Annotated in this window: 29 protein-coding genes; 10 read left to right on the top strand and 19 right to left on the bottom strand. The window is 49.7% G+C overall.

The features are described from left to right. The first annotated feature begins 33 nt into the window (after positions 1-33). Entirely contained in the window at positions 34-666 is a 633-nt protein-coding gene (locus tag KSX81_RS03405; RefSeq protein ID WP_004320516.1) for a hypothetical protein, read from the top strand. Positions 667-1,022: 356 nt separating this feature from the next. Here KSX81_RS03405 and KSX81_RS03400 read toward each other — a convergent pair whose 3' ends face one another. Next, entirely contained in the window at positions 1,023-1,241 is a 219-nt protein-coding gene (locus tag KSX81_RS03400; protein WP_004320514.1) for a hypothetical protein, read from the bottom strand. Positions 1,242-1,266: 25 nt separating this feature from the next. On the opposite strand from KSX81_RS03400, the gene KSX81_RS03395 reads away from it, so the two are divergent. The 8 genes from KSX81_RS03395 (at position 1,267) to KSX81_RS03360 (ending at position 6,853) form a co-directional block, all read left to right on the top strand. Then, positions 1,267-1,608 carry a hypothetical protein gene (locus KSX81_RS03395; protein ID WP_004320512.1) on the top strand — a complete coding sequence of 114 codons (342 nt, stop codon included), beginning with the start codon at positions 1,267-1,269 and terminating at the stop codon, positions 1,606-1,608. Positions 1,609-1,618: 10 nt separating this feature from the next. After that, positions 1,619-1,981 (top strand): hypothetical protein, encoded by a 363-nt coding sequence (locus KSX81_RS03390; protein ID WP_032529814.1) that lies wholly within the window; start codon positions 1,619-1,621, stop codon positions 1,979-1,981. Positions 1,982-2,261: 280 nt separating this feature from the next. Continuing rightward, entirely contained in the window at positions 2,262-3,017 is a 756-nt protein-coding gene (locus KSX81_RS03385; protein WP_004320508.1) for a ParA family protein, read from the top strand. A 7-nt stretch (positions 3,018-3,024) separates the two neighbouring features. Continuing rightward, on the top strand, positions 3,025-3,279 hold the full coding sequence (locus tag KSX81_RS03380; protein ID WP_004320506.1) for a hypothetical protein: 255 nt from the start codon (positions 3,025-3,027) through the stop codon (positions 3,277-3,279). A 437-nt stretch (positions 3,280-3,716) separates the two neighbouring features. Next, complete coding sequence (locus KSX81_RS03375; protein WP_004320504.1) at positions 3,717-5,444, top strand: ParB/RepB/Spo0J family partition protein; 1,728 nt, start codon at positions 3,717-3,719, stop codon at positions 5,442-5,444. Positions 5,445-5,883: 439 nt separating this feature from the next. Beyond that, the gene (locus tag KSX81_RS03370) at positions 5,884-6,159 is read left to right on the top strand and encodes a hypothetical protein (RefSeq protein ID WP_004320502.1); all 276 of its coding nucleotides are present in this window, start codon (positions 5,884-5,886) and stop codon (positions 6,157-6,159) included. Positions 6,160-6,166: 7 nt separating this feature from the next. Beyond that, positions 6,167-6,439, top strand: a complete 273-nt coding sequence (locus KSX81_RS03365; protein WP_004320500.1) for a hypothetical protein — start codon at positions 6,167-6,169, stop codon at positions 6,437-6,439. Between the two features lie 33 nt (positions 6,440-6,472). Beyond that, positions 6,473-6,853, top strand: coding sequence for a hypothetical protein (locus KSX81_RS03360; protein WP_004320499.1), 381 nt, complete (start codon positions 6,473-6,475; stop codon positions 6,851-6,853). 102 nt (positions 6,854-6,955) lie between these two features. Here the strand turns inward: KSX81_RS03360 and KSX81_RS03355 are convergent, their stop codons facing one another. Continuing rightward, positions 6,956-7,078, bottom strand: coding sequence for a Fic family protein (locus KSX81_RS03355; RefSeq protein WP_004320497.1), 123 nt, complete (start codon positions 7,076-7,078; stop codon positions 6,956-6,958). A gap of 89 nt (positions 7,079-7,167) precedes the next feature. After that, positions 7,168-7,350, bottom strand: coding sequence for a hypothetical protein (locus KSX81_RS03350; RefSeq protein WP_008782490.1), 183 nt, complete (start codon positions 7,348-7,350; stop codon positions 7,168-7,170). 148 nt (positions 7,351-7,498) lie between these two features. Here KSX81_RS03350 and KSX81_RS03345 point away from each other — a divergent pair, with 148 nt between their 5' ends. Next, a complete protein-coding gene (locus KSX81_RS03345; RefSeq protein ID WP_004320495.1) occupies positions 7,499-8,713 on the top strand; it encodes a PDDEXK nuclease domain-containing protein in 1,215 nt (404 codons plus the stop codon). Between the two features lie 140 nt (positions 8,714-8,853). Here the strand turns inward: KSX81_RS03345 and ltrA are convergent, their stop codons facing one another. From ltrA to KSX81_RS03265, 16 genes are all read right to left on the bottom strand, one after another. Then, positions 8,854-10,260, bottom strand: a complete 1,407-nt coding sequence (gene ltrA / locus KSX81_RS03340) for a group II intron reverse transcriptase/maturase (RefSeq protein WP_004320493.1) — start codon at positions 10,258-10,260, stop codon at positions 8,854-8,856. 472 nt (positions 10,261-10,732) lie between these two features. Continuing rightward, on the bottom strand, positions 10,733-12,919 hold the full coding sequence (locus KSX81_RS03335; protein ID WP_004320491.1) for a type IV secretory system conjugative DNA transfer family protein: 2,187 nt from the start codon (positions 12,917-12,919) through the stop codon (positions 10,733-10,735). Positions 12,920-12,947: 28 nt separating this feature from the next. Next, positions 12,948-13,604: a hypothetical protein gene (locus tag KSX81_RS03330; protein WP_004320488.1), complete on the bottom strand. Its 657-nt coding sequence runs from the start codon at positions 13,602-13,604 to the stop codon at positions 12,948-12,950. A 25-nt stretch (positions 13,605-13,629) separates the two neighbouring features. After that, positions 13,630-14,142, bottom strand: coding sequence for a hypothetical protein (locus KSX81_RS03325; RefSeq protein ID WP_004320486.1), 513 nt, complete (start codon positions 14,140-14,142; stop codon positions 13,630-13,632). After that, positions 14,139-14,990 carry a conjugative transposon protein TraN gene (gene traN / locus KSX81_RS03320; protein WP_004320485.1) on the bottom strand — a complete coding sequence of 284 codons (852 nt, stop codon included), beginning with the start codon at positions 14,988-14,990 and terminating at the stop codon, positions 14,139-14,141. The genes KSX81_RS03325 and traN overlap by 4 nt, the downstream gene beginning before the upstream one ends. Before the next feature lie 37 nt (positions 14,991-15,027). Continuing rightward, a complete protein-coding gene (locus tag KSX81_RS03315) occupies positions 15,028-15,813 on the bottom strand; it encodes a DNA-methyltransferase (RefSeq protein WP_004320483.1) in 786 nt (261 codons plus the stop codon). An 11-nt stretch (positions 15,814-15,824) separates the two neighbouring features. After that, entirely contained in the window at positions 15,825-16,976 is a 1,152-nt protein-coding gene (gene traM / locus KSX81_RS03310; protein ID WP_005680011.1) for a conjugative transposon protein TraM, read from the bottom strand. A gap of 7 nt (positions 16,977-16,983) precedes the next feature. Further along, a complete protein-coding gene (locus KSX81_RS03305; protein ID WP_004320479.1) occupies positions 16,984-17,466 on the bottom strand; it encodes a DNA N-6-adenine-methyltransferase in 483 nt (160 codons plus the stop codon). Positions 17,467-17,476: 10 nt separating this feature from the next. Further along, positions 17,477-17,857, bottom strand: coding sequence for a hypothetical protein (locus KSX81_RS03300; RefSeq protein ID WP_004301338.1), 381 nt, complete (start codon positions 17,855-17,857; stop codon positions 17,477-17,479). A 12-nt stretch (positions 17,858-17,869) separates the two neighbouring features. After that, a complete protein-coding gene (gene traK / locus KSX81_RS03295; protein ID WP_004320476.1) occupies positions 17,870-18,484 on the bottom strand; it encodes a conjugative transposon protein TraK in 615 nt (204 codons plus the stop codon). A 3-nt stretch (positions 18,485-18,487) separates the two neighbouring features. Next, on the bottom strand, positions 18,488-18,883 hold the full coding sequence (locus tag KSX81_RS03290; protein ID WP_004320474.1) for a hypothetical protein: 396 nt from the start codon (positions 18,881-18,883) through the stop codon (positions 18,488-18,490). Positions 18,884-18,924: 41 nt separating this feature from the next. Further along, complete coding sequence (locus KSX81_RS03285; protein ID WP_004301341.1) at positions 18,925-20,058, bottom strand: hypothetical protein; 1,134 nt, start codon at positions 20,056-20,058, stop codon at positions 18,925-18,927. A 12-nt stretch (positions 20,059-20,070) separates the two neighbouring features. Continuing rightward, positions 20,071-20,838, bottom strand: a complete 768-nt coding sequence (locus tag KSX81_RS03280) for a DUF5045 domain-containing protein (RefSeq protein WP_004320453.1) — start codon at positions 20,836-20,838, stop codon at positions 20,071-20,073. 18 nt (positions 20,839-20,856) lie between these two features. Continuing rightward, the gene (locus tag KSX81_RS03275) at positions 20,857-21,582 is read right to left on the bottom strand and encodes a hypothetical protein (RefSeq protein ID WP_004320452.1); all 726 of its coding nucleotides are present in this window, start codon (positions 21,580-21,582) and stop codon (positions 20,857-20,859) included. Then, entirely contained in the window at positions 21,579-24,125 is a 2,547-nt protein-coding gene (locus KSX81_RS03270; RefSeq protein ID WP_217725809.1) for a hypothetical protein, read from the bottom strand. Before KSX81_RS03270 ends, KSX81_RS03275 begins: the two co-directional genes overlap by 4 nt. A gap of 11 nt (positions 24,126-24,136) precedes the next feature. Next, positions 24,137-26,845: a hypothetical protein gene (locus KSX81_RS03265; RefSeq protein ID WP_005944216.1), complete on the bottom strand. Its 2,709-nt coding sequence runs from the start codon at positions 26,843-26,845 to the stop codon at positions 24,137-24,139. Positions 26,846-26,890: the final 45 nt, after the last annotated feature.

The raw sequence follows: 26,890 nt of genomic DNA, 5'->3' as shown, positions 1-26,890 counted from the left end.
ATAGGAACAGCAAAAATCAAAATTTATACAAATATGGAAACAACAACTATTCATCCGGCAGAAGCCTATCTCCGAAACGAGCAGAATTCCACCTCTTTATATGTAAGGATTGCAGGACAACGTAGGCGATTATTCATCAACCGCAATGAAAACGTCATCGGCATTATTGCGCCAAGAAAACGAAAAAGCGGGTACATCTTCACGGATTGGGCAAGCATTGAGAAGATATACTATCCGTCATCCTCTCCCGAAGATGCAGCGGACATAGGAAAGAAACAGGTCTTGAAATACCAGAAACTTGCCCGACTTGCCACGCATACGAATGATTGGCTTCGCAAAATCGCTAATGCCGATTTGGATAAATCCCTCTACGAGAACCGCATCACGACCGGCACACGCATCGACGGCAAGTGTATCGGACTTGCCACCATCGAGAAGTATTGCAGCAGTTGGGATATGGCTCGTTTCAGAACGGCACTGAAGCAAGGCGAAAAGTTTTCCACCGGACGCTTCGACTTTTGTGGCTATGACGGTACGTTATGGTGTGAGCCACGCGAAAATGGAGATATGGCGGCTGGATTCAGCAAAGAATACAGGAATTGTGGCAACGGCTACTATTATCTGCTTATCAACGATGAATACATGATAGGCTATGACATAGACTGAGTTATATGCAAGACCGTATCGGGCAAAGTCTCGGTACGGTTTGTTGTTCCGATCGACCAACGGCCTTTTATAAAATTCCTTTCTCCCTCATATAGCCTTACATCCTGCGGCCAGTTTGCTTCAAGCAGCCTCACGCATTTTGTGTAACACGTTACATAAAGTGCGTGAAGCCCCTTTTTGCAAAAGGACGGACACGGACAGACTTGGCATTACAGGGGGCGGGATAAATCCTGCCCTCTGTAGTCCCAAGACAGTCCATCGGAAAGTCCGTCCCGGCTGGCCGCCTCACTCTTTTATTCATAAATCTTTCCTTTTCTAACGGATTCCCATTAAACCCAAGTCCGCTGCCGTGCGACCTACGGAACAGAATTTTCCGCAAAGGTAACCGGCGGCTCCAATCCTGCCAATGCCGGCATACTGCCGCAAATGACACGTAAAAATCTTCCTCTCCGCTGTCGAGCGTATTTTTCCGGATCAGCCTTGTCCGATTGTTCCCCGCCACCTTCTGAAAGCAGAAAAATCTTCCCGGCGGTCGCAAACAGACCGAACAAAGGGAAATAGTAATCTTGATTCATGAGTATTACAAAAACAATAATAAGTATGGAAATATTAAAAATAGTAATTCCCAAGTGGAATATAGCGGAAATTACTGGCTATGACCCGATGACAACCTTTTGGCAGGACTTCTCTATGGCAGACAAGTTCGGGAATGAAGCCATAGCTGACACATACAGAAAGGTTAAGGCAGAATGGAAAGATAACTACAAGCATTGGACAGAGCTGTGCCTTGTACTTAATCACAAAATTTGGCAATGGCACGAGCGGGACAACCAGAAAGCCACGCTCTATGACCGCCGAATGGCCAGACGAGCTGCAGGAGTATTACTTTCAAATAACGGATTAAAGCAATCGGTAGGACGGTGTGAAGTCTCCCCACTATAAACTCAAAACTATGACCGCTCAAGAAAAGATACAAAAAGTAACGGAAATATCCCAAAGCAAAGGCTGGAGTATAAGTGTGGATGACAAAAATAAATCAAATATTCAGTTCGACTTCCAACGCTATACCAACTATGGGCAGGATTTTAATTTCAGTGCCGAAATGAAATGTGAGGACATTGATACCCTCATTGCTGACATGGAACAATATTTCGAGGGTTTTGACACGGATTACGAAGCCTATCTATGGATTGGAAATGATGGGCACGGTAAAAATGGCGCACCTTACCACATCAAGGACATTGTATCGGATATGGAGGAAGCGGAAAAACAAATACACGACTTGTTGGAAGCACTTGAGACAGAATTTATCTAATGCGCATGATGATGATTTATAAGACTAATTCCAAAATGAGCTTATTTTGCTGTTATACAACAAATACTAAATGTAGTATATACTAAGGTTAGTAAAGTAGGATATTAGGAAATATCCCATCAGAAATGATAGAATGCACTACATTTAGTCAATCAGTATTTTAGTATAGTAGTAGATGCTATAATACTAAAATATACAAAAGTAGTAAAATAGTATACACTAATAATAGTAAATACTAAAAATAGTATTATCTTTGTATCAGATATAAAGACACGAAATTATGACAAAAATAATCGCAGTTTTGAACCACAAGGGCGGTGTCGGAAAGACAACTACCACCATCAATCTTGCTGCCGCATTGCAGCAGAAGAAAAAGCGTGTACTGCTCATCGACATGGACGGTCAGGCAAACCTCACGGAATCCTGCGGTCTCTCCATCGAAGAGGAACGGACGGTGTACGGAGCGATGAAAGGCGAATATACCTTACCGGTATTCGAGTTGGAAAACGGTCTTTCCGTTGTACCGTCCTGCCTCGATTTGTCGGCGACAGAATCCGAGCTTATCAACGAGCCGGGGCGGGAATTAATACTAAAAGGGCTGATTGCAAAATTGCTTGAAACCCGTAAATTCGACTATATCCTGATTGACTGTCCGCCCTCGCTGGGTTTGCTGACACTGAACGCCCTCACATCGGCGGATTTCCTGATTATCCCGGTACAGGCGCAGTTCCTCGCCATGCGCGGAATGGCAAAGATTACAAATGTGGTCGGGATTGTCAAGGAACGTTTGAACCCAAACCTAAATATCGGCGGCATTGTCATCACCCAGTTTGACAAGCGCAAGACGCTCAACAAAAGTGTGGCGGAACTAATCAGCGAATCGTTCTGCGACAAGGTATTCAAGACCGTCATCCGGGACAATGTATCATTGGCCGAAGCTCCGATAAAAGGCATGAATATCTTTGAGTATAACAAGAACAGCAACGGGGCAAAGGACTACATGGAGTTAGCAAAAGAAGTGTTGAAATTAAAATAAAAACGATATGGGCAAAAGTGATTCATTGAAAAACGGCATGAGAAGCGGACTGGACGGCTTGCTGTCATCCACCGGGAAGTCCACGCAAAAGAAAGAACCTGCACCGGTCAAAACGGAAAAAGAGCCTGCTGTACATTGCAACTTTGTCATAAACAAAAGTATTCATACCCGGATGAAGTACCTCGCCATCGAAAAGAATATGTCTCTACGGGACATCGTGAACGAGGCGATGAAAGAGTATTTGGAAAAGCACGAGAAATAACCGGTACGGCGGTTGTAGTCCCCATCCGATATACCTTTTATAGCATACCGCTATCTTATGGGCACGTCCACAAGGTAGCGTTTTTCCTGTTTATACCCTCCTGGGTGTTCTCCTGTTCTATTACCTCTTATAACCGCATGGTTGTATTACTTTTTTATTTATTCCACTTGCCGCTTGTCCGGCCTCGTTCCTGCCATCGCCGGTTGGTTTTCCAGACGCAAATTTGGACTGCCGCGCTTGATTTCACCGCTTTGAAGTGCATTTCTCGTAAAATTCTTCCTTCCTGCGAAAGAGTAATTTTCCGGAAAAAGCGTTGAAAATAGCTTGTTCGTCAGTCCCTTGAAGCATCTGTAAATCCCAAGCGGTTCAGGCAGAGAAAAGAACCGAAAAAAGGGAAAATAAAAAAATCAAATATCAACCAATTAAATTTTATGATTATGGCAACAACAGCAGTTCAAGCAGTAGAGAAGAACATCACATCGGTAGCATTGGCAGACATTCAGCCGAGTAACTACAACCCACGTAAGAACTTTGACGAGACAAGCCTTGCGGAACTTGCCGAGAGCATCCGTCAGCAGGGAGTGCTTCAGCCTATCGGTGTGCGCCCTATTGCGGACAACCGTTTCGAGATTGTATTCGGAGAACGCAGATACCGTGCTTCCCTCATGGCTGAATTGGCGGAAATTCCGGCTATCGTCATGGAAATTTCAGACGAGACAGCCGAGGAAATGGCGATTACCGAGAACCTGCAGCGTAAGGATGTGACCCCGATTGAGGAAGCCAACGCCTACCAAAAGCTCATAGACAGCGGTCGCCACGATGTACAGTCCTTGACCGTGCAGTTCGGCAAGACGGAGGCATATATCCGTACACGACTTAAATTCGTTTCCTTGATACCCGAAATCGCTTTGCTGTTGGAGCAGGACGAAATCACAATCAGCGTGGCAAGTGAAATCTGCCGTTATGGGGAAGAGATACAGCGTGAGGTGTACGACCAACATCTGAAAGAGGGGGTGCAGTACAATAGTTGGCGAGGCATGAAAGCTTCCGAGGTGGCACAAAGCATCGAACGGCAATACACCGCAGACCTCAATCGCTATTCATTCGACAAAACTCTTTGTCTTTCATGCCCTCACAATACCAATAATATGATGTTGTTCTGTGAGGGTGGTTGCGGAAATTGCGCCAACCGCGCTTGCTTGGTGGAAATGAACACATCGCACCTTACCGAAAAGGCTATGCGGCTCATGGAACAGCACCCTGCCGTTCCCCTCTGCCACGAAAGCTACAATTACAATGAAGCTGTCATCGACCGACTTACCGCTATGGGCTACGAAGTGGAAAGCCTTAAAACCTATGCAACGAAATACCCCGAAAGCCCCCAAGCACCTCAAAAAGAGGATTATGATACCACCGAGGAATACGAGGATGCAGAAAAGGATTACGGGCAGGAATTGAACGGTTACACCGAAAAATGCGAAGCAATCCGCACCCGAAGCGAAGCAGGAGAAATCTCCCTCTATCTCCGTATTGAGAGCAACGACATTACACTGTGCTATGTTGCAAATACCGCTACCACCGTAAACGGTACAGCAACCGAAATGCCGCTTTCACCTATCGAGAAGTTGGAAAAGCAGGACAAACGCAACAAGGAGATTGCCCTCGAAAAGACCGTTGAAGACACCAAAAAGCGGATTTTAGAGGTCGATATGTCAGAGCGCAAATTTGGACAGGACGAGGAGAAAATGGTGTATTTCTTCCTGCTCTCCTCACTCCGCAAAGAGCATTTCAATGAGGTGGGAATTGAAGATAAAGGTTCTTATTACTACCTTACGAGCGAGGACAAAATGCGCATCATCGAGAACCTTACCGCCAAGCAGAAAGCCGTTATCCGCAGGGATTATCTGATTGCCAATTTCAAGGACGCATTCGGTAACAACGCCACAGCCTCCCTGTTGCTTGGCTTCGCCCAAAAGCATATGCCCGAAGAACTTGCCAATATCCAAGACGGATATAATGAAGTGTACGAAAAGCGGCACCAACGCATTAAGGAAAAAAAAGCCGCTTTGCAGGAACAAGCCACGCAGGAAGCGGAACAACCCGATGAACCGCAACCCGAAGCGGAAGCACAGACCGAACCGCAAACGGAAGAAATAGCTGCCTGACAAATGTTGTTGTCATAACGAATAGGGGGGGAAATCCGCCCTCTATTCATTTTTGTATGCTCCGGACAAAGGACCCAAGTACCTCTTTTAACTTTCTGACGAACCCGTCACCACCCACCCTTCCTCCATTCATAGCTTTCGTTTCCTCTCTTTTTTACCATTTTCAACTTCCCTTTTATAGCGTTTCCCCAGCTTCATTCCCTGTCAGCCCCGGTTTGGTTTTATCAGATGCAAAGGTCGGCCGTCGCGCTTGATCCGGCGGCTTGAAATGTATTTCCTGCAAATTCTTCCTTCCCTCAGAAAGAGTAATTGGCAGGAAAAGCCTCCCGTATGAAGCTGTACCGACAACCGTTTACCGCATCTATAAAATCCCAAAGCGGTTCCGACAGAAAGGAATCGAACGGAGGGAATAAAAAACAAATCATTAAAATTCAAGATTATGGACAACATCAAGGAAAGCAAGGAGTACCAGCTCGCCAAAGACTGGGAAAGAGCAGTGAACGATTACGGCTTCAATCCCAAACGGTTTGCAGCCGCTATCCCCGAAATGCACCCCACGCTGCAGCAAAGCCTTTACAGGTTGGTAAAGGAGTGTATCGTGGTCATGGCAGACGAGACACGCAATTACGATGACCGCAACCGTGCATCGCACGAAGAAGCGAAGTGTATCATGGAATACCTCAAGGCAAACGGGAGACATATCCCATTAAGATAACAGGCGTATGAAAACGAAAGAACTACAATTTGACGGCAATATCTACATCTGCCGTATCGTGAAATCCAACGAAGGTGAAGAACTACTTATCGGCTCTACCGCTCTGCTCGATGCACTTCATCCGGGCAGTTTCGAGGACGAGAGCGAAGGTTTTGCAAGTAAGGAAGCCGAACAAATATATGACGAGGTTTTCTTTTTCGCCGATGCGAAGACCCTCAAATTACCGGACGATGAACTCATCACGGAATTAAAAGAGGATAACCCCGAATGGTTCAACTAACATAAATCAATAATCATATTAAAAATCAAAGTTATGGATAAAGAGTATGTAATGCACATCGCACAGACCATCAAAGAACAATTACTGTCATTTACCCCCATACCCGTCTTTATGTCGTGGGGAGTCAGCGAATTTGTCGCTACGGTATTCCAAGAATTACCGGCACTGCGGCTGAAAGTAAACGGACGGTTACACGCCGGATATGTCGTTATCGCTCTCAACGGCTCTGATTACTACGAGGTCTATCTACTGAAAGAAGATGATAGCAATGCAAAGTGTGTCAATGAAGAAGTCTGCTTCGACGAACTGGGCGATGTTATCGACCGGGCTATCGAAAGCGGTACAGACAAGGAGGAATACGATAAATTCTGCGACCGGCAACTTGCCGAACTTTTAAGCGGTACACGAGCTTAAATAAGCGAACTACCATATAAATAACACTGCCCCCATTTTCACGCGGGCAGTGTTATTTGTATGAGGTTGGATGCGTCCAAGCCGCAATATCCTATTATAAACTTACTTTTGAAATTCTTGTTCCACTTTTACCGTTACATACATCTGGTTACGGCTTGTGGGATTGTCCGGCTCCGTCATTTCCAATACCCCTGCACCAATCATCGGATTGATATAGACCTCCATAAGATTTTCCCTATCTTTCAATCCTAAATGTTGCAAAATATCAGATAGGGATTGCGGCTCAACACAGAACTCCAAGATTTGCTCTTTTCTCAAATCCTGCTTGCGAGGTTTTCTTGTCGGGTTTTCATCCCTAACTGCAAGGTCAGCACAACATAGTCCGGACGTGTTTCCTCGGCTACAGTAGGAAGCGGCCAACCCAAAGACTGCCAACCGCTCACAATCTTATCCACACCGCTACCGGCTTTCTCGGCACGCCCCAGACACATGAACATCTAAGTGAGTAGATTGGCAGCAAAGCGAGTGCAGGAAACCGGAACGCTAAAAATACCGAATAAGACCCACACGGCACTATAATATGTTGGCATTCTGCCCTGTATATCCCGTATTTTTCGTACCTTTGCGGCACAAAAACGTATGTATATGGAACAACAAGTTATCCCATCGGATTATACACAATATGCAGAGGCAGTAGAGATAATCAAACATGCCATCGAACGCTGCCGGTATAGAAGTGCGGCTGCGGTCAACAAAGAAACTCTCTCGTTGTATTTTGGAGTGGGGAAATTCGTGTCTGAAAATTCCCGCATCGGCTGTTGGGGTACTAAAGCATTGCCTACCATATCAAAGCTCCTTCAACGGGAGTTGCCCGGTCTGCACGGCTTTTCTGAATCGGGGTTGAAACGGATGCGCTCATTCTATGAGGAATGGAGGACGTTTTTAATTCGTCCAACAGTGTTGGGCGAATTGGAAAACCATTCGTCGGAAAAGGGTACGGCTTTAATTCATCCAACAGCGTTGGGCGAATTGGATATTGACGAGCATCTACTGCTGCAACTTATCGGGCAACCGGTCAATACCGAATTTACCTGGGACGATTTTGTCAAGATTAGCTTTTCACATCATATTGAAATCCTGACTCGTTCAAAAGACATCGCAGAACGATTGTTCTATATCCATTGTGCCGCTCAAAATGCGTGGTCGCTATCCTCTCTCAAAAATTACTTGAAAGAAGACATCTATTCAAATCGCGGATCTTTGCCGAGCAACTTCCTTCAAGTGCTGCCCGAAGCCATTTATGCCGTAAAAGCGACATTGGCGTTCAAGGATGAGTATATGCTCGAAATGGTTAATCTGGAGAATGTGGGAGAACGCGAACAGGACTGGAACGAAAAGGTCATCGAAAACCAAATCGTAACCAATATCAAGCAGTTCATTCTCCGTTTTGGAAACGACTTCACTTTTATCGACAGTCAGCATCGCCTGATAGTTGCCGGAGAGGAAATGTTTGCTGACCTTGTATTCTTCAACAGAGAACTGAATGCCAGCGTAATCGTGGAATTGAAACGGGGCAAGTTCCGCCCGAATTATCTCGGACAGCTTAGCGGTTATCTGACTGTATATGATATGACCGACAAGAAACCGCACGAGAACCCTTCAATCGGTATTGTCCTATGTCAGGATGCCAACCGCCAGTTTGTCGAAATCATGGTGCGCGACTATGATAAGCCTATGGGCGTGGCGACATACCGCACAGCCCAAGAAATGCCGGAAAATTTGCGCAAGACTCTACCGGACATCGACAAATTACAAAATCTGCTGTCGGAAAACGATTCCAAATCGGAAACTGTCAGATGATTCATTTATGTCCGCAAGATTTCGGGTAGCTGAATGGAAATCGAGTAGGAGGTAAACACTAATCATAGGTGTTTATCTCCTATTTTCGTGTTTACCGACCTCTCACACCACCGTACATGCGGTTCCGCATACGGCGGTTCCTATTTTGGATACCATTCGAGATACGCCTCCATTAAAGTAGCATACCCTGCGGAGCGTAGTTTATTGTTATCTATCGCCCTTTTTAGAATAGGGCTGTCAGCTATTCGCCAATAGCCCTTGCGAGTATTACCCCATTCGTATGCTTGGTATTTATTGATACCACATATGATGAGGTTTGCCACTTTTGTCTTGGCTTTCTTCCAAGCTTTCCATATACACATGCGGATTCTACGCCTTAACCATTCGTCGGTCTCAAGCAAGAGACGCTTCATATTGGCAAGGTGATAATAGCCGACCCACCCTTTTATGTATTCTTTCAGCTTTTGCTTCCTCTTGGCATATCCCCATCCGTTGCTGCGACTTGTCAGTTCTTTCAACCTTGACTTCATCTTGGCTTTGGACTTTGGGTGCACCATGAGTTGGCATCTGCCTTTCATCACATAAAAGGAATAACCCAGATATTTCACCCCACGCACATACGACACTACGGTCTTTTCCTTGTTGACTTTGAGATATAGAGTATTCTCTATAAATCGGGTTATAGACTCCTTAACTCGCATTGCAGCCCTCTTGGACTTACAGAATATCATCGAGTCATCGGCATAGCGTACAAAGGGAAGCCCTCTGCGTTCAAGTTCTTTATCCAATTCGTTGAGCATGATGTTACTCAACAACGGACTTAGCGGTCCTCCTTGGGGAGTTCCTTCATCGCTCGCTTCAAACAAGCCTTTGTTCATTACACCACTTCGTAGATATTTGTGTATAAGGCTGACCACTCTGCCATCTTTTATCGTACAGCTGAGAATTTCTATGAGTTTGCTATGGCTCACGGTATCGAAGAAGCGTTCAAGGTCAAGGTCTACTACATATATGTAGCCTTCGTTGATTATCCTTTGCGCTCCTCGTAGTGCGTCATGGCATCCTCTTCTCGGACGGAAGCCGTAGCTCGTCTTGGAGAATTGGTTCTCATAGATGGGAGTCAGTACTTGGTTGATGGCTTGTTGCACCAAACGGTCTACTACTGTAGGTATTCCCAACAGGCGCAGCTTGCCATTGTCCTTGGGTATTTCTACCCTTTTCACTGGGTTCGGACGGTAAGAACCGTCCATCAAGGAACGGATGAGTTCATCCTTATTGGTCAAAAGCCATGTGAGCAGTTGCTCACACGACATCTTGTCGATACCACCACAACCTTTGTTTCTCATCACTGCCTTGTAGGCTCGGCTGAGATTTGAAGGACTGAGGATTTGCTCGAAAAGGTGTTCCTTGTCGAATGGTACTTCCACGATGTTGTCTTCACACATCCACATGAAGGTCTGCACTCCCCCATACCATTCGGTTTCCGACCTATCTCTTTGGGGGCAGCCATTAACTTGGGATAATGTTTTCTGCATTCTTTCCTTCATGAGGTATGTTTCAATTACTATCGTTTAATTGTTAGGTTCAGCCCTTCGTGCAGCGTTATCGAGTATTGCACTACTATGGCGTCTGCTGACTTCTCACAGCAAGCTTTACTCCACTTCTTTCGTAAAAAAAAACTATTTGAAGTGTCCGTGAGACCTCCTCGGATAAGGGCATTGTCTTTCCATCTTATACCCACTTCATTTACACCGACCGTTCCGAATAGCTATAGGGCTTTGGTTTGTGTAGCAACCTTACCCACGGTCATATGCCTTGTATGAAGTTTCTGTTCGTTAGGTCAGATGTTTGCCGCCAGCTTCTTTCAGATTTCACCTCACGATGAACACCCTTGCCTTTGGCTATGTAATTCCCGCTATTAGGGCTTACTCGGGACTTCCACCCGTTAGACAATGCTCGTGCCGAGCATACTACAAAAATCCCTGCAATAACCACGTAAATTATTGCAGGGATTTTGATTTATTTCGCCCCACGCTTGTTCAGTACATCCGCTATCATGTCTTTTACATCCTGTCCGACTTGTATGAAATTTTTATACAAGATGCGTTCCCGTTCCTCCCTCGACTTGAAAGTGTAGAACTTCGGTAGCGGTACATAGGCCGCTTCCTCCGCTTTTATCTCCCTCATATCGAAATCCGTCTTGCAGAAGAACTTTGTAGTCTTGAACTCTTCCGACTCCTGAATGTTCATCGAGCCTCCCGTACCGGTTTTCGTCTTCACGAAATCACGTGCCGTCTGTCCGCAAATCCATCCCGTCGCCATATCCGAAATTTTCGAGGCGGGTACAAGACTGTCCATGTTCTCATTGAGATTGATACTCGTTTTGTCCCGGTCGATCGTCACGCCCTTTTTGACCTGTACCACCTTGCCGAAAATGTCATTCGACAACCATTCCAGTGTCTCTTTTGCGCGAGCTGAACCGCTTACCACGTTGCCCACTGTCGTGATGATTTTTTGCATTCCCACTTTTCCGTAGTCAGCCTCCAACTGCGGCAACTCCTGAAAACCCAGCGTTACGCTTACCTTGTTGCTTCTCGCCGTACCTATCAGTCGGTCTATCTTGTGGAAATACAGTGTCGGTAGCTCATCCACGATGATGCTGACCGGAATATTTTTCCCCTGCCCGGTGTTCACACGGGTAACGAGACGGTTCAATATCAGAGCGTTCAACGCTCCGATGATACTTTCCATTTCCGGATCGTTGGCTATCAGCAGATAACTGGGTGACTTGGGGTCACTAACTTTCAGGTCGAAATCGTCCCCATCCTTGTGGAATATCCAGTAAGATTCCTTTGTAGCCAAACGGCTGGTATAGACACGCAGCGTACCTATCATACCTTCCAACTGTTCCATCGCCTTGTTTTTGAAGGCCGTTTGGAACGGGCCGAGCAACGGCGCGACCTCGTTGTCCGTCTCAAGTACCTCAAAAATAGTCTGGTAGCTCTCATTGAGAAATGAAAGGATATGCGGCATATCCGAGTATTTTCCAAGCCAATAGGCAGGTTCCACGATGCTGCCACCCTCACGGTCACGAACGACACCCGTCGGCTTCCAGAACTTCGTCTGCGGATCTTGCCGTTTCTCCGCATACAGTTTCTTTCCGTTTGCATCGTAGGGTTCCCGCTCGTAGTTCACGAAAAAGTAGATACAGGCGGCAAGAAAGTTCACGGCAGAAGTCTGAAAGAACTGGTCACTGCCTCCGCCTCCCTCTTTCTTGCCTTTCTGCAGGGATTCCAACAGGGTTTCCGCCGTTTCGCTCGCCGCCGCAAGATTATTGATGTACTTTGCCTGAATGGGGTTCACCCGTTTGCTGTACTCCACATCCACGAAGTTGATGATGTTGAACTTGCATCCTTTTGGCACTTTGCCGAGCTTCTGGTTTTTCTTGTAATGATAGTAAAGTTTAGTGGCAAGTGTCGGAAATTTGTAGTCATAGACCACCATCGCGAAGCCCTTGGCACTATGTTGGCGGATGAACGGTTCTATGATACTGAACGTCTTACCGCTACCTGGAGTTCCAACCACCCATGTTCCTCTGAAACAGTTGCTTATCGACACCCATCCCTTGCGAAATTTACCTTTGTAATAGTACCGCATCGGTATATTCACGCTATACTGGTTCTCATCCTTCTCTTCGCTCTGCTCGAAACTTTCATTCTCGAAGTTAAACCGGTCTTTACCCAGTCCCTCCTTGATGAACTTCGAGATGTTATCCAATGCGATATGCACCAATATCACACCGACCAGCGTAGCCGCCATATAGAAGATGATGTTCAGCGGCAGGGTGTAGAGCCTCGTTTCCATCGTATGATGGTACAGCCACACGGAGAACACAATCAAGAACAATCCGCAGATAAGTGGATATAACACTTGCCTGCGTGCGTCAAACTCCAAGTGTTTTTTGTTGCGTGTGCCGATACAAGTGATGCAGATGAGTAGGAAGGTCGCTATCTTACTATACACGAGGTTGCCGTCGTTATAGATCATCCATCGCTTGATGCGCCCGTGTATATCAATCAATATGCCGCCCCAGTGGTCGAGCATGGCAAGGTCTATGGCATACTCGAAGAACTCCATCAGCACGGAGATATAGATGACCGCACGGAATATTTTGTAAAATCCTTGTAGTTCCTTGCTTTCTTCCATTGTCTTTGTCCTTTCCCTCTTTTCGTTCCTACCTGTTCAGTGTGATAATCGGCCGCACCTTGTGCGCCTGTGTCTTCGGGGTCTCCTGCATCGCACCGCTTCCTGTCGAGTAAAGCCACGCTTTCGCCGTTTCCTGTCCGGTTACCTCCGTCGATGTCCAGTACCAGCAGTCGTTTTCATCCAACGGCAGCGGATGGCCGCCACACCGTTCGATGACAGGATTGACGGTTTCCCGGACGGCATACAGCAGCCGCATCTGTGCCACCGACGGGATATAGGCACTCTGTCCGTACCGCCACAGGTCAAAGACCGCTTCCGCCATAGGCGAAGCCGTCTCCCGTGTGTCGTACAGCGCAAAGGTGTTCATGTTCCCGTCCAAAGCCTCGATGTCGGCCGACGTCCCTTGTGCGACACCGAGGCTGTCGGCAAAAGCTGCCGGAGCAATGTCCCACAGGTAAACCGCATAGCCGTTCCCTTCCGTACCTTCACGGTGTTCGGTATCGAAGACAACCGCTATTGCCCGTTTTCCCGACTGTTCATACTGTACGTAGGATAAAGCCGTACCGTCCTCGCAGAGAATATGTCCCGGACGTACCGCCGTATCAGGTACGTCGATATGGGCGTCACAGGCAGCGCACAATACCGCCGTCACTGCCATTGCAAACCATTGAATCTTTCGTATCATGTTATTTTCGTTTTTTGTTTTTCCTTTATTTTATCGGCAGTTTCACCCCCAGCACGATACCTGTCCGCAGCAAATCCGCCCCTTTTATCATCATGTCACTCTTTACCTGCCAGAACAGTGTGCATCCCGACCGCAGCACATAATTGTGCTCGTAACCCACATGGATTCCGGCAAGAAACTTGTTCGTGTCGCTCCCTGCCGAAGCTCCGATACGCAAGTTGCCGTAATGGTTGCGTCCACGCACCACACAAGGTTTGTACGCCACACCGAAACCGTAAGTGCGATAGTTGCGCCAGAAGGATTCCGGACAAATATGACCGCAAGATTTACATTCCGTCCATTTCAGATAGCCGTTGGCGAAAAACTCCCACGCATGGCGGTAGTTCATTTCATGTTCGTAAGCAAGCGTTACGTCCATGCCGTTCTCATACAGCAATCCCACTCCAAGCGAGAGGCGGCCGCTGTTACGCTGCGCACTTGCATTCATGAAGACGCACATGCAGGCAAGCATCAGTATTATCGTCTTTTTCATCGTCATTCCTCCTCCAATAAAGCGGTGTTAAATGAATCGGCCGACAGCACATCCTCGTAGTCAATGTTCAGGCTGATATTGCGCCCGCTGATTTGTTGTTCCGTCATTTCGATGGTCAGCAGCTTGTCGTTCGGAAAGGTCATCTTTTTCACGACAATCACGTTCCGGTAGCCGTGCTTGAACGTCTTGCCGTGTTCCAATACCAGGGCAGGCGTCAGCTCGATGGTCTGCGCGTTGGTTGCCTTCGAAAGTTTCTTGTCCGACAGTTTCACCCGTATCTCGTCGATGTCGAAACGGATGTTCGTTTTGTTCTCGATGGAAAAGTCGATGAAGAAATAGTCGCCCACCGAGTAAATATTGTTCAGGCGCATTACCATTCGGTGCGCCTTGGTCGCCACGTTGCGGATTTTCGCGGGCGAGTTCCACACCCGTCTTGCAAAACGCACCATGTCGGCTGTGGACATCGAGACCGTAGGATTGTTGTAGGCATCCCGTTCCTGTAGCTGAATTTCCTTGTCTGCCACCGCCTCGCTTATCCGCGTGGTGTAGATGAGTGCATACTGCGTGCGATAGCGTTCCGTTACGATGGTGACGATGGCCAGCACTTCACCGTCCTCGTGTCCCGTCTCTTTGGGCTTCAACCGGATGATGTTCTCAATGGGTTGGTCGCCCGCCACCTTGTCTGTGGAAATATCCACGAAGCGGACCGGTTCCGTGGCTGTGATGACGGTCGTTACCTGTTCATTGACAGTCAGCCGTTCCATCTCTTCGTATGTACGCTGAGCCTGTGCGTTCCGTGTGGCAAAAAGTCCTGCCGCCAGAAGAAATGCAGTTACAATTATTTTCTTGTTCATATCGTTTCTGTTGATATTGTTTATTTCTTTATTTCCCTTATTTCGCTTTCTTTAATCCATGACCACGTTCCAGTTCCTCCCGAATCCGTCGTCCGACAATTTCGCAATACGTCGGTTCAATCTCGAATCCGATGTAATGCCGCCCCGTGCGGATGGCGGCAATGGCGGTCGTACCCGAACCGATGCAGTTGTCCAGCACCACATCGCCCTCGTTGGTATAGGTACGTATCAGGTACTCTATCAAGGCTACCGGCTTCTGTGTCGGATGATAGAATGCTCCTGTCTTGTGTTCCTTGGGTATGGAAATGACAGAGGTCGGGTACTTGTCTTCGGCAACACGCACCGGAGCCAGTTTCATTTCACCGTAACAGCGGTTCGTGAAACCGTCCGTCTTGCGGCGTCCATGATTCCTCCGTTCCGGTGGACACGGCGTCATTTGAGGATGATATACCGGCTGACGGTCGTAGAACACGATGATGTCCTCATGCTGGCGTAGCGGCATCCGGTTGGCATTCAGGTGACCCGTTACCCGGTCTTTCCGCCACACGAGGTTATACCGCCACATCCGGGGTTGCGAGAGCATGAGTTGCGCCGAGAAAATGCCCTGCGCAAAGAGGATAACGGGGCTTCCCGGCTTGGTGATCCTGCGGTACTGTTTCCACAACGCTTCGAGCGGTATCTGCCTGTCCCAGTGTGCCGCCTTGTTGCTACGGTTCAACACGCCGTAAGGCAAATCCGCTATCACGGCATCGACACTGCCGTTCGCCATGAGCTTCATACCCTCGATACAGTCCATATTATATATGTTGTCAATCTCTATCATGGCTTCCGTTTTTACTGTTTCTCACGTCCGTTCACCAGATAGACGAAAGTGCCGTATTTCAGCTTTACCTTATTTTTTTTGATAGCTTTGCCGATGGCATTGCTCGTTTTCTGGTAGGCATTCGTAGCGGCTTGCATTCCCCATTGCGAGAGACTGTTGCCGTAACTGCCGGTATTCATGTTCAGATTCCCCGACACCGCACCGCTTGCCACATCCTTGCTCGTTTCCCGGAACTGGCTGTTCGGTACATAAAGCCCTTCCATGCCGTCCGTGTCGTAAAGGGACAGGCTGACCTTCACCAGTTCGTCCTCGATGAGAATGCTGGTGATGTTCCCCTTCACACGCCCCGACGAGAAGCCGCTCATGGTGGCATACAGATACGACCCTCGTTTGACCACGCACTCGTTGATCTCCACGTCGTCGAGCAGACGCAACCGCACACGCGAGCCGTCCACCGCCTTGATGTCCTCGTCGATAATGGCCTTTATCAGTTTCGGTTCACGGGCATTGACCGCAAGCGTATTGAAGTAATCCGAAGCCGTCTTTACCTTGCGTACCACTTCGCTGGGCGGTTCGTTCTCTGACGGGGCTTTTACCGAACGGCTCTCTTCCTCTATTTTTCCCTTGACCTCTATGGTTGCCGTCGGGGGTTGCGCCGATGCGGTACTGTCCGTATCGGTCGCCGGTAATACCTCATTGCGTCCTCTCAACCTTGCTTCGGCAAGGGCTTTCTCCAGTTCCGCGAGAGCTTCTTGCTCGCGTGTCTTGGCATCGGCAATTTGCGCTGCCGCAGCCTTTTCCTGCTGTTGCTCATCGAGCAAGGCGATGTCGTCCACCGTGTATTGCGATTCATATTCTTCCTTGTTGTCATCGGGTTCATCTCGTTCTATGTTATCCACTGCGGAGTAATCCTGTATCTTACCCCATGATTTGGCCATGTTCTCGTACTTGCTGCCTATGCCGTCACCGCCTTTAAGCCGGGCATCCGGCAAATCGGGGTTCAAAAACTCCGTTGTCTGCAGCGTCTTGTCCGGAATCTCCGCCGTTTCGGTATGAAACAGGTCGAAGATGAAGTACGATGCAACCAGAAGCGGGATATACAGGACAGCCGGAAGCATATACTTCGGCTCCCTGAAATTGATTTTATCAAATATCTTCATCATACATCTTTTAATTGAGTTGTACATACTTGCCTTCAATGCTGCAGTTTTTCAGCACTTCTGCGTTTTCCACTCCGAATGCGATCAGGATGCTGCCGCAACCGGGAGAATCGCCGCGTGTTCCGTCCGGGCGGTAAAACCGGATGCGGTGGCGCAGGAATTTCATGCCCGTCGCTTTCTCGAAAATGACGTCCTGAAACATTTTGGAATCGCAACGGTTGAACAACAGCGCGATGCCGTTGCCGTGTTCCGCCAGCTTTCGGACAAACTGTTCGATAAGGGGACGCGAGTACGGAGGATTGAGCCATACACGCCCTTCCCATTTCAGGGACAATCCGTCCATGTTCCGGTCATACATGACTTCGGCGGTCGGCCACAACGGACGGATAGGGGCGCAAGGGTCAAGGTCGAACCTGCCTAACGCTTTCAACACCTCCTTCGGGGTGTACCATTCGTCCGACGAGCGGACTGATTTTTCAAATCGTGTATTCATAAGCACTCCTTTATTGCGGTTCATATTTCTTGTTCTCGTTCCGATTTTCCCTTATTTCACCCCCTTGCAGCCTCTTGTGTCTTTCCCGTAGCACCGAATCCTGCATTTCCGTCGCCGTGCGTGTCGGCCGGCTGTTGCGGTATGCCATTGTAATGCGATAGATGTTCCAAGTGAACCCTCCGATAGCGAAACCAAAGACGATGACCAGAAAAAGTATCCGGTGTGCGTTGGCGAATCCCTGCACCTTGGCGGCAGCCTTGTCAATGCGTGTCGCTTGGGCGAACTTTCGTCCGGCGGACACCTCCCGCTCGTAACGGTCTTTGTATTTCGGATCGTTCTTGTCCGGCATCTTTTCACCGAAGAGCATCCGCCTGAATCCCTTGATATTCATAAACTCCGTTGTTTAGTAGTTGATCTTCGTTTTCTGTTCGATGTCCTTGTTCAGCAGGGTTCGCCAGTTCACGATAAGCAATCCGTGCGGGTTGTTTTCTGTTCGGGGCACACGCTTAAGTTGCCCCGCCGTGACCAGTTCCCGCATGAGGATGTTGCTCCGCCGCTCAATGCGTTGCCGTCCGTAGTAAGTGAACTCCATCTTCTCCTTGTTGAAAGCCACGCTGTCACAATAGATGGAGAACACCGAACTCGTACCCAAAATGTTGGAGTAGAAACCCTTTTCCTTGAGCGTGTTGTATTGTGCCAACCCCGTCTCATCCACCAGATACATCGCTTTTTCCATCGTATAGCGGATGTATTTGTCATCTGGCGGTAACGTGAAAAAATAATGGTGGAACATTTCCACATGGCTTTTAGCTTCCATGTCAAGCGTTTCGTCCATTGTCGTGCGGTTCACGAGGATAGGCACGTTGCCGTCCAGCACATACACCTTCTTCTGCGCATCCGAGACCATCGTCCGGGCTGTCCAGATACTTGACAAGCTGATGATGACACATCCCACGAGAAAAGCGGTACAGATGATGCCCACCAGTCTTATTTTGTTTTCCAAATTCTTGATGACCATCGGTTATTCCCTTTTACCGTTCAACATCTGTACATATTCCGTGTGCAGCATGGGTATGACCGCATCCCGAAGTTCCGTCAAAAGATTCTCGAACTCCGCCGAGAATATCTCCACGTAATAGCCCTGCATCTCCACGTGGACAAGCACCCACCAGATTCCTCTTTTGCGCTTACCTGCGTTCCGCTGCAGCAGGGCAAGACGCAGCTTGTACGTCAGGTACGTCACCAAGGGGGCGATGTACCGGTCGTCGTACTCGAAGGCTTCGTCCAGTTCTTCATACTGCGGGTCGATGCGGTGGTTTTCCGTCACCTCGCAAACCTCTTTTCTCGCTCGTTCCTGTGCAAAGGACATGAATTTCTCATCCTTGCACCAACTTTTGATTTTCTCTTGCAATTTCATGTTGTTATGATTTTTATTGGGTTTATATTATCTTTTGCGGATTATCTCATGATGCCGCCCAACCCTCCGGTTGCCGTCATCTTCGCCTGCTGTGCCACGCCCTCGCCGAAGTTTCGGGTAGAGAATGCCGTGTCGCCCTCCGGTATCATCCATGCCGCCAAGTCCGGAACAAGGTTCAGGCACTTGAGGGCTACAATCGAAGCCGCCATCAGGTAGCCTGCCGAGAAGAACGAGTTTTGCAGGTAGGCAGCCATCGTCTGCTCGCTGGCGGTTATCGCCGTCAGGTTCTCGATTTGGATGCACAATACAATGTCAAAGAGCAGCAGCACATAGAAGCCCACGAAGTAGAGCATCGCCCCGTAGAAATGCACCGTCAGATAGCGTGTCAGCCACTTCGCCCAAGCACCTTCCCATTTCGGCAGGATGCTGAACGCCCACTGTATCGGTCCGAAAATCGTCAGCATTCCCAACAGGATTTGTTGGCAGTAAATCGTTGCCCACCAACCGATTCGGAACACCACGAGGGCAATCAACATGATGATTTTGTCTATCCCCACGATGACTCCTGCCGTCAAAGACGTGAACCACAACTTCGCCGCATCCTTTTCCATGTTCGTCACTTCGTCCACGCCGGTCTGCTCCATTGTCGCCTCTATCAGGTTGGGATCGGATGTGCCCGTGTGGGCGACATCCGCCTGCGCCTGCAGGTTCGTGTACATCGTGTCACGCACATGGATGAGCTGTTGAACTTCCTCGAACCTGTCCGATATCTGTGAAGCTTCAGCTTCGTACAGGTCATGGGTGTACGACCCGATGCAATTCGGGATGTAGGACAGAAAGTCCAGAAAACACCAGTTGTTCCGGCTCCCCGCCATACCCGTGTCCGCAGGCGGATACCACCAGCAGATGATAATCGACACGGCAAGCGGCCTAAACAGCTTCATAACGTCCAACGGCTCGTGCTTTACCATCATCTTGTAGGCGATACCTGCCGCCATGACGATGGAGAACAGTGCCGCGAGTGCCATGCACATCTGCAATATCCACCAAAAAGGTCCCTGCGCACCGGTAAAAGTCGCGTCCGTCAGAAACTCGTTGGTCTGAAAGATGACATCATCTATTTCCTCCTCCAACAGGTTGATGCCGAAATCCGAAAGTATATCTCCGTTTGCCATAGCCCTGTCTTTTTATTTCCCTCTGTTTACACTCTCGTTGTCATCTTCGCCGTTTCCGTTGCCGCCCGATTGCGAGCCACGCACCGCAAGGCGTGATTCCTGCCACCGGCTCATGGCATTGCGGACAATGCCGCCCTTATGCAGGGTACGGTTGTCCGTTGCGTTCAGCAGTGTGCTTGTTGCCGTTGCGTTCTGACGCTTGGCGAGGTAGCTCACTAAAATCTCGTTCTGCCGTGCCACATCCTCGTAGATGCGCAGATACTCCTTCTTTCGCTGGGCGTTTGGCATATAGGCGTCTTTCGTGGCGTTGATGGCGCACTGATAGACGTGGTAGTATTCCGTCCACCGTTCCTTGTCGGCCGGAGTACCGCCGGACAGGAGAATACGGTCGATGTTGCGCCGGAACCGGTCCATCTGTCTGCTGACCTTATCGCCCTCGGCAAGCCACGCGATGTCCGCCTGCCGGTCGGCAACGTTCAACGCCTCGACCTTCGCCCGCTTGACCAAAGCCGAATCAATGGCTTCCGCTTCGTCCACCTGGTTGTAGAGATTGATACCGGCAAGTGTGCGGAACGAGAGCTTGTTTTTGGCCGCCGCCGACTTCTTGTATTTGTTGTGCAGCACGGAATAATAGAGGTCGGGCGAGAGTGCGCCCGTACCGGTTTCCATGACCGTTACCTGATTCTGCTTCGGCGAATCATGGTTGTACGTTACATACTGTGCGTGTACGGCTGTCGTTACGGTGACCGCCACTGCCATGAGTAATAGTTTTCTGTTCATATTCTTCTCTTTTTGTCGTTAATAATCCAGTCTTCCGGCTCCGCGCCAACGCCCGAAGGCGTCATCGAGAATCTCCCGCATGGTGCGGGAGCGATATACCTTTGCTTTCCAATAGCCGATGCGCACTTGAATGTACCGCCATGTCTCGAAATAGGCCCGGTTCAGATGCCGCTCGATGTTGTCCAATGAGCGGTTGATGGCCTCCAACACCATCAGCAGGTCGGAGGTCGAGCAGGCTGCCGCTCCGGTGGCATACAGCACGAGGTCGCTCACGGACTTGTAGAGCTGTTCCCCCTCACGGGCAATCGCCCTCAGCCCCCTCGCATTGATGGAGATAATCAGGGTATCTGCGGATTCGATGCGTCCACGTTTCAAGATCTTCGCATTGAAATCCTCCAACAACGATTTATAGTCGCCGATACGGTCGCTGACCGATGTATAGGTATTCTTGACGTTCAACACCGTGCGCAACGACTGGTACATGACGTCGATGGCATCGAACGCACGGGTGTATTTGTCAAGGTCAATATTCAACTCTTTATAGTCCCCAATTTCTTTACAGCTGTACTCGTGCAACAGCTTGTTGCTGTACTCCAAGGTGCTACGAGCCAACAGCAGGCTGCGCTGCTTCTTGTGGTCGTTGATGTAGGCTTCGACGGAGACTATATCGAAAGTCCACTGCGCCTTGGCGATACCGGGCAGCAGGGCGAACAGCACGACGGCAATCTGTATGGTACGTTTCATGGCCGTACCTCCTTTCTGCTATTCCTGCTGTTGCCGCTCCGAAGCGTCCGTGCGCTCTCCACCCAGCGGTCATGGCATTCCTCCACGAGCGTCAGCCTGCGGCCTTCGTCCGTGTCCAGTCCGGGCAACACATCCTTCATCACGTCAAGGATGCTCCGCTTGTAGTGCATCATCTTTTCCAGCGATACCAAGTCGGCGTATATCCTTGTGATTCTGCTGTCCACCTCCCTCGCGATTTCGAGGCGGTCGCTCGACCACAGCAGATGGTACACGTCGCCGGACGGAGTTTCCTCCAGCGGTGTGCTGCGGGCGTATTCCGTCGTGATTTTGCAGGACGGGTGTTCACGGGCGATTTCGGCGATGCGGTCGTTCACTAATTTGGTTTTCTCCGCATCCGAAAGCCCCGGATCGAGTGTCAGCACATCGGCGACGTGCGTGTCCGTATAGACCGAGGTCAGTTCCCATTGGATTTGGATGATGGCACGGTGTATTTTTATGCCGAGAAAATATTTCGGCTTGCGGGCAATCGAGACCGTAGCCTTGAATGTGATGATGCCGTTGATGTTCGGCATTGTCGCCTTGCGCACATACGAATAGCCGTTCCACGATCCGCCGTCCTGCCATGTCAGGCCGTAGGCAGCCTTGCAGTCTTGCATGATAGCTGGAATGCGGTAATAGTCATCCGTCGCTACGCTGTTGTCGTCTGCGGCTTCCGACTTCGCCTGAGCATAGTCGGACTGTTTCTTCTTCCACTCCGCGAGTTCGCCTTTCAGACGGTCTATCCGTGTCTTGTTTGCATTATACTGCTGTCGGTAAGCCGCCGCATCCTCAATGCTCGCCGTACTGATTTTCTTCAGCAGGACAGCGTTCTCGTTTTCCAATGTCCCGATTTGCGCTTCAAGATTGGCCGCTTGGCTGTTTGCCTCGTTCAACAGCGCATCCAGTTCCGAAAGGTCGAGGTTGTTTTCCGTCACCGAGGTCTGCATGGCGCACTCCTTGGTGTGGGCATTCAACGAGCTGCCGCATTTACGGCACTTGTATTGTGTCGAGCCTTGTCCGAGCGTAACCCCGTCGGAACAGGTCACGCTGATGGTCACGCTCTCGCATCCCTTCAATTTGGCGGCGTCCGTTGCTTGGTAATAGTTCCGCGTACCGGAAGATATATAATAGGTGTAGCCGTCCTCGTTTTCGTTGAACTCCGCAAGTCGGACATTCAGTTGCGCCCGAAACGTGTTCAAGTCCATCGAGTAGGAATCGAAGACTTCCTCATAGACGACCTCTTCTTTGTTCCAGTTTTTGCTCACATGGATTTCGTATGCGTATGCCTTTTTGGTCTGCTTGTTTTTCTTGCTGATGATATAGGCACTCATCCAATAGTTGATGCTGTAGCTGAACCCGTCGTTCTGGTTGTTCAACTGCTGCACGCGGTTTCTTGACCAACCGGCATATCCTTCCGAGTTGGCAAGTACCTGTTCCCGTTGCGAGGCATCAGGATAGAAATTCGGGTCGCTCGTGTTGAACCGCACCCATGCGCCCCCGTTCAGGATGCTGTTGTCGTCCGTCGGAGGATAGTAGTCGCACAGCGATACGCTCCCTTGGTCACGCCGGGCAATGTACCACCGCTGCGTGTAATAGTTCCCCATCGCTTCGTCCAGGTAGTCGGTCATCCATGCCGTGAGGTTGTAGTTGCTGAAGTTGAACAGACCGGCCACGTTGTCTGGACCACCCACCATGTCAATCAGCAAGCCGCTGATGTCATGTTCCGCCTGCTCGAATAGACTCCCGTAGTGTTCATACAGGTTGCCGATTTCTTCAACCTTTCCGCCCATCAGGTCATGGAACGAGCTGCTTTGCAACAGGGCGTCACCGAGATTGGCAATGCCTGCCGTTGCAAGGCCGACACCCGTGTTATAAAGGTTGTCGAGGTCGCTTTTCAGGTTCTCGTGCGTGAAGTTGCCCGGTATGTGGGCGAAGTTGTCCATCATCCGCTGCCAGTCGATGTTTCCCGTTTCGGAGAGCTTTAGCAAGGGGGCAATCTCCGGATTGATTTCGAGAAAGGCGATGTCCGAAAAGGTCAGCGTGCTGTTGGTCACCACGCTCTCGAACTGCATACACAGACTTTTGGTATCGTCGCAGACTTTCATCAGGTAACTGCCCCAATAGATAGCCGTTTGCGGCGAATGGAGCATCTGCTTCGCCACCACCCATATCTTGGGCATGATTTTCTCCGCCACCATCCGGTAGATGCGCCGGTAGTAGTAGTTCTCCGTGCGGCTGTTCCAGATGCCGAGGTCGCTCAGGGCTTTATGCTCCAAGAACTTGGCCGCGAATATCCCGGCGGTAGCGACCTCCGCTGCCGTGTAGTGCTTGAGGATGTCATCGACCTGCTCCCGGTAGTACCCTTCGGCGACCGCTTCCGTACCGAAGGCGGCCACCATCGCCGCAACGGTACGGGTGTCGTAGTTCACGCTGTAATACTGGGCGTGAACCGTCTGGCAGAGTGCGACCGAGGCGATGGTCAGGATAAGGAGTAGTCGTTTCATGGCTGCAATGCTTATTTGGATTCATACACGGGACGGAGGTTGAGCACACGCCCCGTCTCGTTTACTTTTTGTGCAAAAGGCAGGGACTTCCCGATACCGCTGGCATCCCAGTCCCGGCAATATGCCTCGATAGCTTCCTGGTGGCTGCACCGAAGTTCCTTCTTGTAAAGCTTCAGTGCCTCCTTTTCCGCCCGTTCGGTCGTGTAGGTCATGTAGCACTCGTGCGGCTCTTCCACGCCATACACGCCGCTGGTCGTCCCCCGGCGGATGAACACTTCGCGGAAGAAGCTGCGCCCATCCTTGTTCTCCAAGCGGTTGATGGTAAATATCTTCTTGCAATCCACCTCGGTCAGACCAAGAATCTTTCGGATTTCGTCAAAGCGTTCCTTGAACTTGCTTTGATCCAGCAGCATCACCACGTCCGAGTTGTTGATGATGGCCTCCTTCACGATTTCGCTGCCGATGATGTCCTGTATCTCCTGCGTCACCACGCCAACAGAAGCCCAAAATTTACGGGCGGTCTTGTACATGAACTTGATGTATTCCGCCATGAGCGGGCTGGCAATGGCCTTCCACGCTTCCTCGATGACAAGGACTTTACGGTTCTTCTTGATGCGCATTTTCTGCAGGAACACGTCCATGATAATCAGTGTGACAATGGGAAACAGTTTCTTATTTTCCTTGATTGCATCCACTTCAAAGACAATGAATGTCTCGTCAAACAGTGCCGAATCCACTGTCTCGTTGAGAATTTTCTCATACGCACCGCCCTTGTAGAACGGCTGCAGCATGGTCGAATAGGTCGAGTAGCTGATTGTCGTGATGTCGTTTTCGGTGCAGATCTGCTCCAGACGGTCGAATGAGTAGTCAAAGAATGAGTTGAAACTCAGCTCCGTCACTTTGAGGGCCGCCCGCCGTGCCTCAAGCACCTCTATCTGTTTGCGCACCATCTCATCCACCTCTCTGGGTGGTTTGTTTGGGTTCTTTCGGCTGGCCGCCGCAAACAGGTTTTTCAGCAGTACCTCCCGTTGCTCGTCGGTGTATCTTGTAAATCCGTTGAAATAGGCATCATAGTAGTCTATGATTATCTGCTCGACAATGCGGAACTCAATTTCGGGGATTTGGCTGTCCGACCCTTTCCAAATCATCAGGATAAGGTTCTTGAGGAAGTCTATCTTCTCGATGTTGTATTCCTCCCGGTTGATGCGAAACGGATTCATCGTGATAGGCCGTTCTTCGGTATAGCTGATATACTTGCCGCCCAGATACTCGCACAGTCCCTCGTATGAGTTTCCCGTATCGACCATGACCACATCCGTTCCCTGCTCATGGAGCTGGCGCACGACCGAGTTGATATGAAAGCTCTTGCCACTCCCAGAAGGCCCCAGACAAAAGAAATTCGAGTTGTCCGTCAGCTTGTTCTTTCCCTCTTTTCCCGTGATGTCAATAGCCACCGGCACACCCTGACGGTCGGTGTAGTAAATCTTCAGCGGTGTTTCCTCGCTGTGCAGCACGCGCTCCTTGTACATCAGGCACATCGCCGCATCGGAAAGGGTCAGGAAACGGTCGTATTCCTCATTGAGCGTGTAGCAGTTGCCCGGAAACGAACCGACGAACAGTTCCAGTTGGTTGTACGCCCGCTTGCTGATATGGATGCCCATGCGCCCGAATGCGTTTTCCAAGTGGTTCGTACACTTTTGCAGGTCTGCACCGGCAGATACGGCTACCACCATGTTGAAGTGCGTATATACCAGTTGCTTGCTTTCACGGGCAATGACCTCCTGCACACGCTTGATGTCCTCGACCGCCATCTGGTTGTTCGGGTTCGGAATACTCGCGTGGCGGTTCTTCTTTTTGTCGAGCATCGCCAGTTCCCGTTTTTGGTTGGGTAGGAAGATGACTTGGTTATAGACCACCGTCTCGGCGTCCGGTATGTTGTCCACCACCGAAGCCAGATCGACCGGCATTTCCGTGTTGTTCACCTCGATGTTCGTGTACGGACGTATCATCGAGGGCAGTGCGGCACAGTCCACGTCCACAAGGCTGTACACCTTGCAGCGTTTGTCGCCCATCGACACCGTTTCATCGTCCGCCTTGAAGTTCGTCATCGACACGGTGCGGTCTTTGAAGTTCATGGCGAAGTAGCGGTCGACATACTCGCTCGCCTCGGCTTTGTTCAGGAACCTGGCCTGTACGCCGCTGTCATGCAGTTGGTCATGCACCTTGCGGATTTTCACGAGGAAATCGCGCCACTTCTTGTTGTCGAACGAGAACAGGCGGCTCTTTTTCGCCTCCTGCGTGATGGTCAGGTAGCAAAGGCTGTCCGTGTAGGGACGCCCTTTGAAGTAGCGGAAATACGACGCCGACAGGAACTCCTGCCCGTCAGCCGGTTCGCTTGCAAACTGTTTCCTGACGAAGATATCCTGCTTGTGGATGGCGTACCCTTCGCCTAAGGTCTGCGCAAGGGCGGTGAACAGGTGCGTGAAGTCGTAGTAGCTATCTATGTCCGCCGAATATTTCTGTACCGGATTCTCTATCTTAAGTACGGCGGAATATTCGCCGGTCTTGGTGTACAGCACACCCACACCGTCCGTTTCCTCCGCTGAGAAATAGATGTCCTGAAAGATTCGCTTGCGCTTGCCGCCCGTACCGAACGCATAGACCGACAAGGCCATACCCGCGCACAAAGCGACAAAACATAAAATGATGTATAGGGTCATTTCGATATACGTGTAATTAAATAGGGGCAGGTTCGCCTTGCTTCA

The sequence above is a fragment of the Bacteroides sp. MSK.18.37 genome, from assembly GCF_019129155.2.
Lineage (GTDB): Bacteria > Bacteroidota > Bacteroidia > Bacteroidales > Bacteroidaceae > Bacteroides > Bacteroides ovatus.
This window is presented reverse-complemented; position numbering and strand designations above follow the sequence as displayed.

Excerpts from the sequence above, each read along its gene's own strand:
- KSX81_RS03370 (WP_004320502.1), top strand. The coding sequence starts at position 5,884 with ATGGACAACATCAAGGAAAGCAAGGAGTACCAGCTCGCCAAAGACTGG.
- KSX81_RS03360 (WP_004320499.1), top strand. The coding sequence starts at position 6,473 with ATGGATAAAGAGTATGTAATGCACATCGCACAGACCATCAAAGAACAA.
- KSX81_RS03350 (WP_008782490.1), bottom strand. The coding sequence starts at position 7,350 with ATGTTCATGTGTCTGGGGCGTGCCGAGAAAGCCGGTAGCGGTGTGGAT.
- KSX81_RS03335 (WP_004320491.1), bottom strand. The coding sequence starts at position 12,919 with ATGGAAGAAAGCAAGGAACTACAAGGATTTTACAAAATATTCCGTGCG.
- KSX81_RS03365 (WP_004320500.1), top strand. The coding sequence starts at position 6,167 with ATGAAAACGAAAGAACTACAATTTGACGGCAATATCTACATCTGCCGT.
- KSX81_RS03400 (WP_004320514.1), bottom strand. The coding sequence starts at position 1,241 with ATGAATCAAGATTACTATTTCCCTTTGTTCGGTCTGTTTGCGACCGCC.
- KSX81_RS03325 (WP_004320486.1), bottom strand. The coding sequence starts at position 14,142 with ATGACGATGAAAAAGACGATAATACTGATGCTTGCCTGCATGTGCGTC.
- traN (WP_004320485.1), bottom strand. The coding sequence starts at position 14,990 with ATGAACAAGAAAATAATTGTAACTGCATTTCTTCTGGCGGCAGGACTT.
- KSX81_RS03355 (WP_004320497.1), bottom strand. The coding sequence starts at position 7,078 with ATGGAGGTCTATATCAATCCGATGATTGGTGCAGGGGTATTGGAAATG.
- KSX81_RS03390 (WP_032529814.1), top strand. The coding sequence starts at position 1,619 with ATGACCGCTCAAGAAAAGATACAAAAAGTAACGGAAATATCCCAAAGC.
- KSX81_RS03275 (WP_004320452.1), bottom strand. The coding sequence starts at position 21,582 with ATGAAACGTACCATACAGATTGCCGTCGTGCTGTTCGCCCTGCTGCCC.
- KSX81_RS03375 (WP_004320504.1), top strand. The coding sequence starts at position 3,717 with ATGGCAACAACAGCAGTTCAAGCAGTAGAGAAGAACATCACATCGGTA.
- traM (WP_005680011.1), bottom strand. The coding sequence starts at position 16,976 with ATGATGAAGATATTTGATAAAATCAATTTCAGGGAGCCGAAGTATATG.
- KSX81_RS03280 (WP_004320453.1), bottom strand. The coding sequence starts at position 20,838 with ATGAACAGAAAACTATTACTCATGGCAGTGGCGGTCACCGTAACGACA.
- KSX81_RS03290 (WP_004320474.1), bottom strand. The coding sequence starts at position 18,883 with ATGAAATTGCAAGAGAAAATCAAAAGTTGGTGCAAGGATGAGAAATTC.
- KSX81_RS03345 (WP_004320495.1), top strand. The coding sequence starts at position 7,499 with ATGGAACAACAAGTTATCCCATCGGATTATACACAATATGCAGAGGCA.
- KSX81_RS03300 (WP_004301338.1), bottom strand. The coding sequence starts at position 17,857 with ATGAATATCAAGGGATTCAGGCGGATGCTCTTCGGTGAAAAGATGCCG.
- ltrA (WP_004320493.1), bottom strand. The coding sequence starts at position 10,260 with ATGAAGGAAAGAATGCAGAAAACATTATCCCAAGTTAATGGCTGCCCC.
- KSX81_RS03270 (WP_217725809.1), bottom strand. The coding sequence starts at position 24,125 with ATGAAACGACTACTCCTTATCCTGACCATCGCCTCGGTCGCACTCTGC.
- KSX81_RS03305 (WP_004320479.1), bottom strand. The coding sequence starts at position 17,466 with ATGAATACACGATTTGAAAAATCAGTCCGCTCGTCGGACGAATGGTAC.
- KSX81_RS03265 (WP_005944216.1), bottom strand. The coding sequence starts at position 26,845 with ATGACCCTATACATCATTTTATGTTTTGTCGCTTTGTGCGCGGGTATG.
- KSX81_RS03315 (WP_004320483.1), bottom strand. The coding sequence starts at position 15,813 with ATGATAGAGATTGACAACATATATAATATGGACTGTATCGAGGGTATG.
- KSX81_RS03405 (WP_004320516.1), top strand. The coding sequence starts at position 34 with ATGGAAACAACAACTATTCATCCGGCAGAAGCCTATCTCCGAAACGAG.
- KSX81_RS03395 (WP_004320512.1), top strand. The coding sequence starts at position 1,267 with ATGGAAATATTAAAAATAGTAATTCCCAAGTGGAATATAGCGGAAATT.
- KSX81_RS03385 (WP_004320508.1), top strand. The coding sequence starts at position 2,262 with ATGACAAAAATAATCGCAGTTTTGAACCACAAGGGCGGTGTCGGAAAG.
- KSX81_RS03285 (WP_004301341.1), bottom strand. The coding sequence starts at position 20,058 with ATGGCAAACGGAGATATACTTTCGGATTTCGGCATCAACCTGTTGGAG.
- traK (WP_004320476.1), bottom strand. The coding sequence starts at position 18,484 with ATGGTCATCAAGAATTTGGAAAACAAAATAAGACTGGTGGGCATCATC.
- KSX81_RS03330 (WP_004320488.1), bottom strand. The coding sequence starts at position 13,604 with ATGATACGAAAGATTCAATGGTTTGCAATGGCAGTGACGGCGGTATTG.
- KSX81_RS03380 (WP_004320506.1), top strand. The coding sequence starts at position 3,025 with ATGGGCAAAAGTGATTCATTGAAAAACGGCATGAGAAGCGGACTGGAC.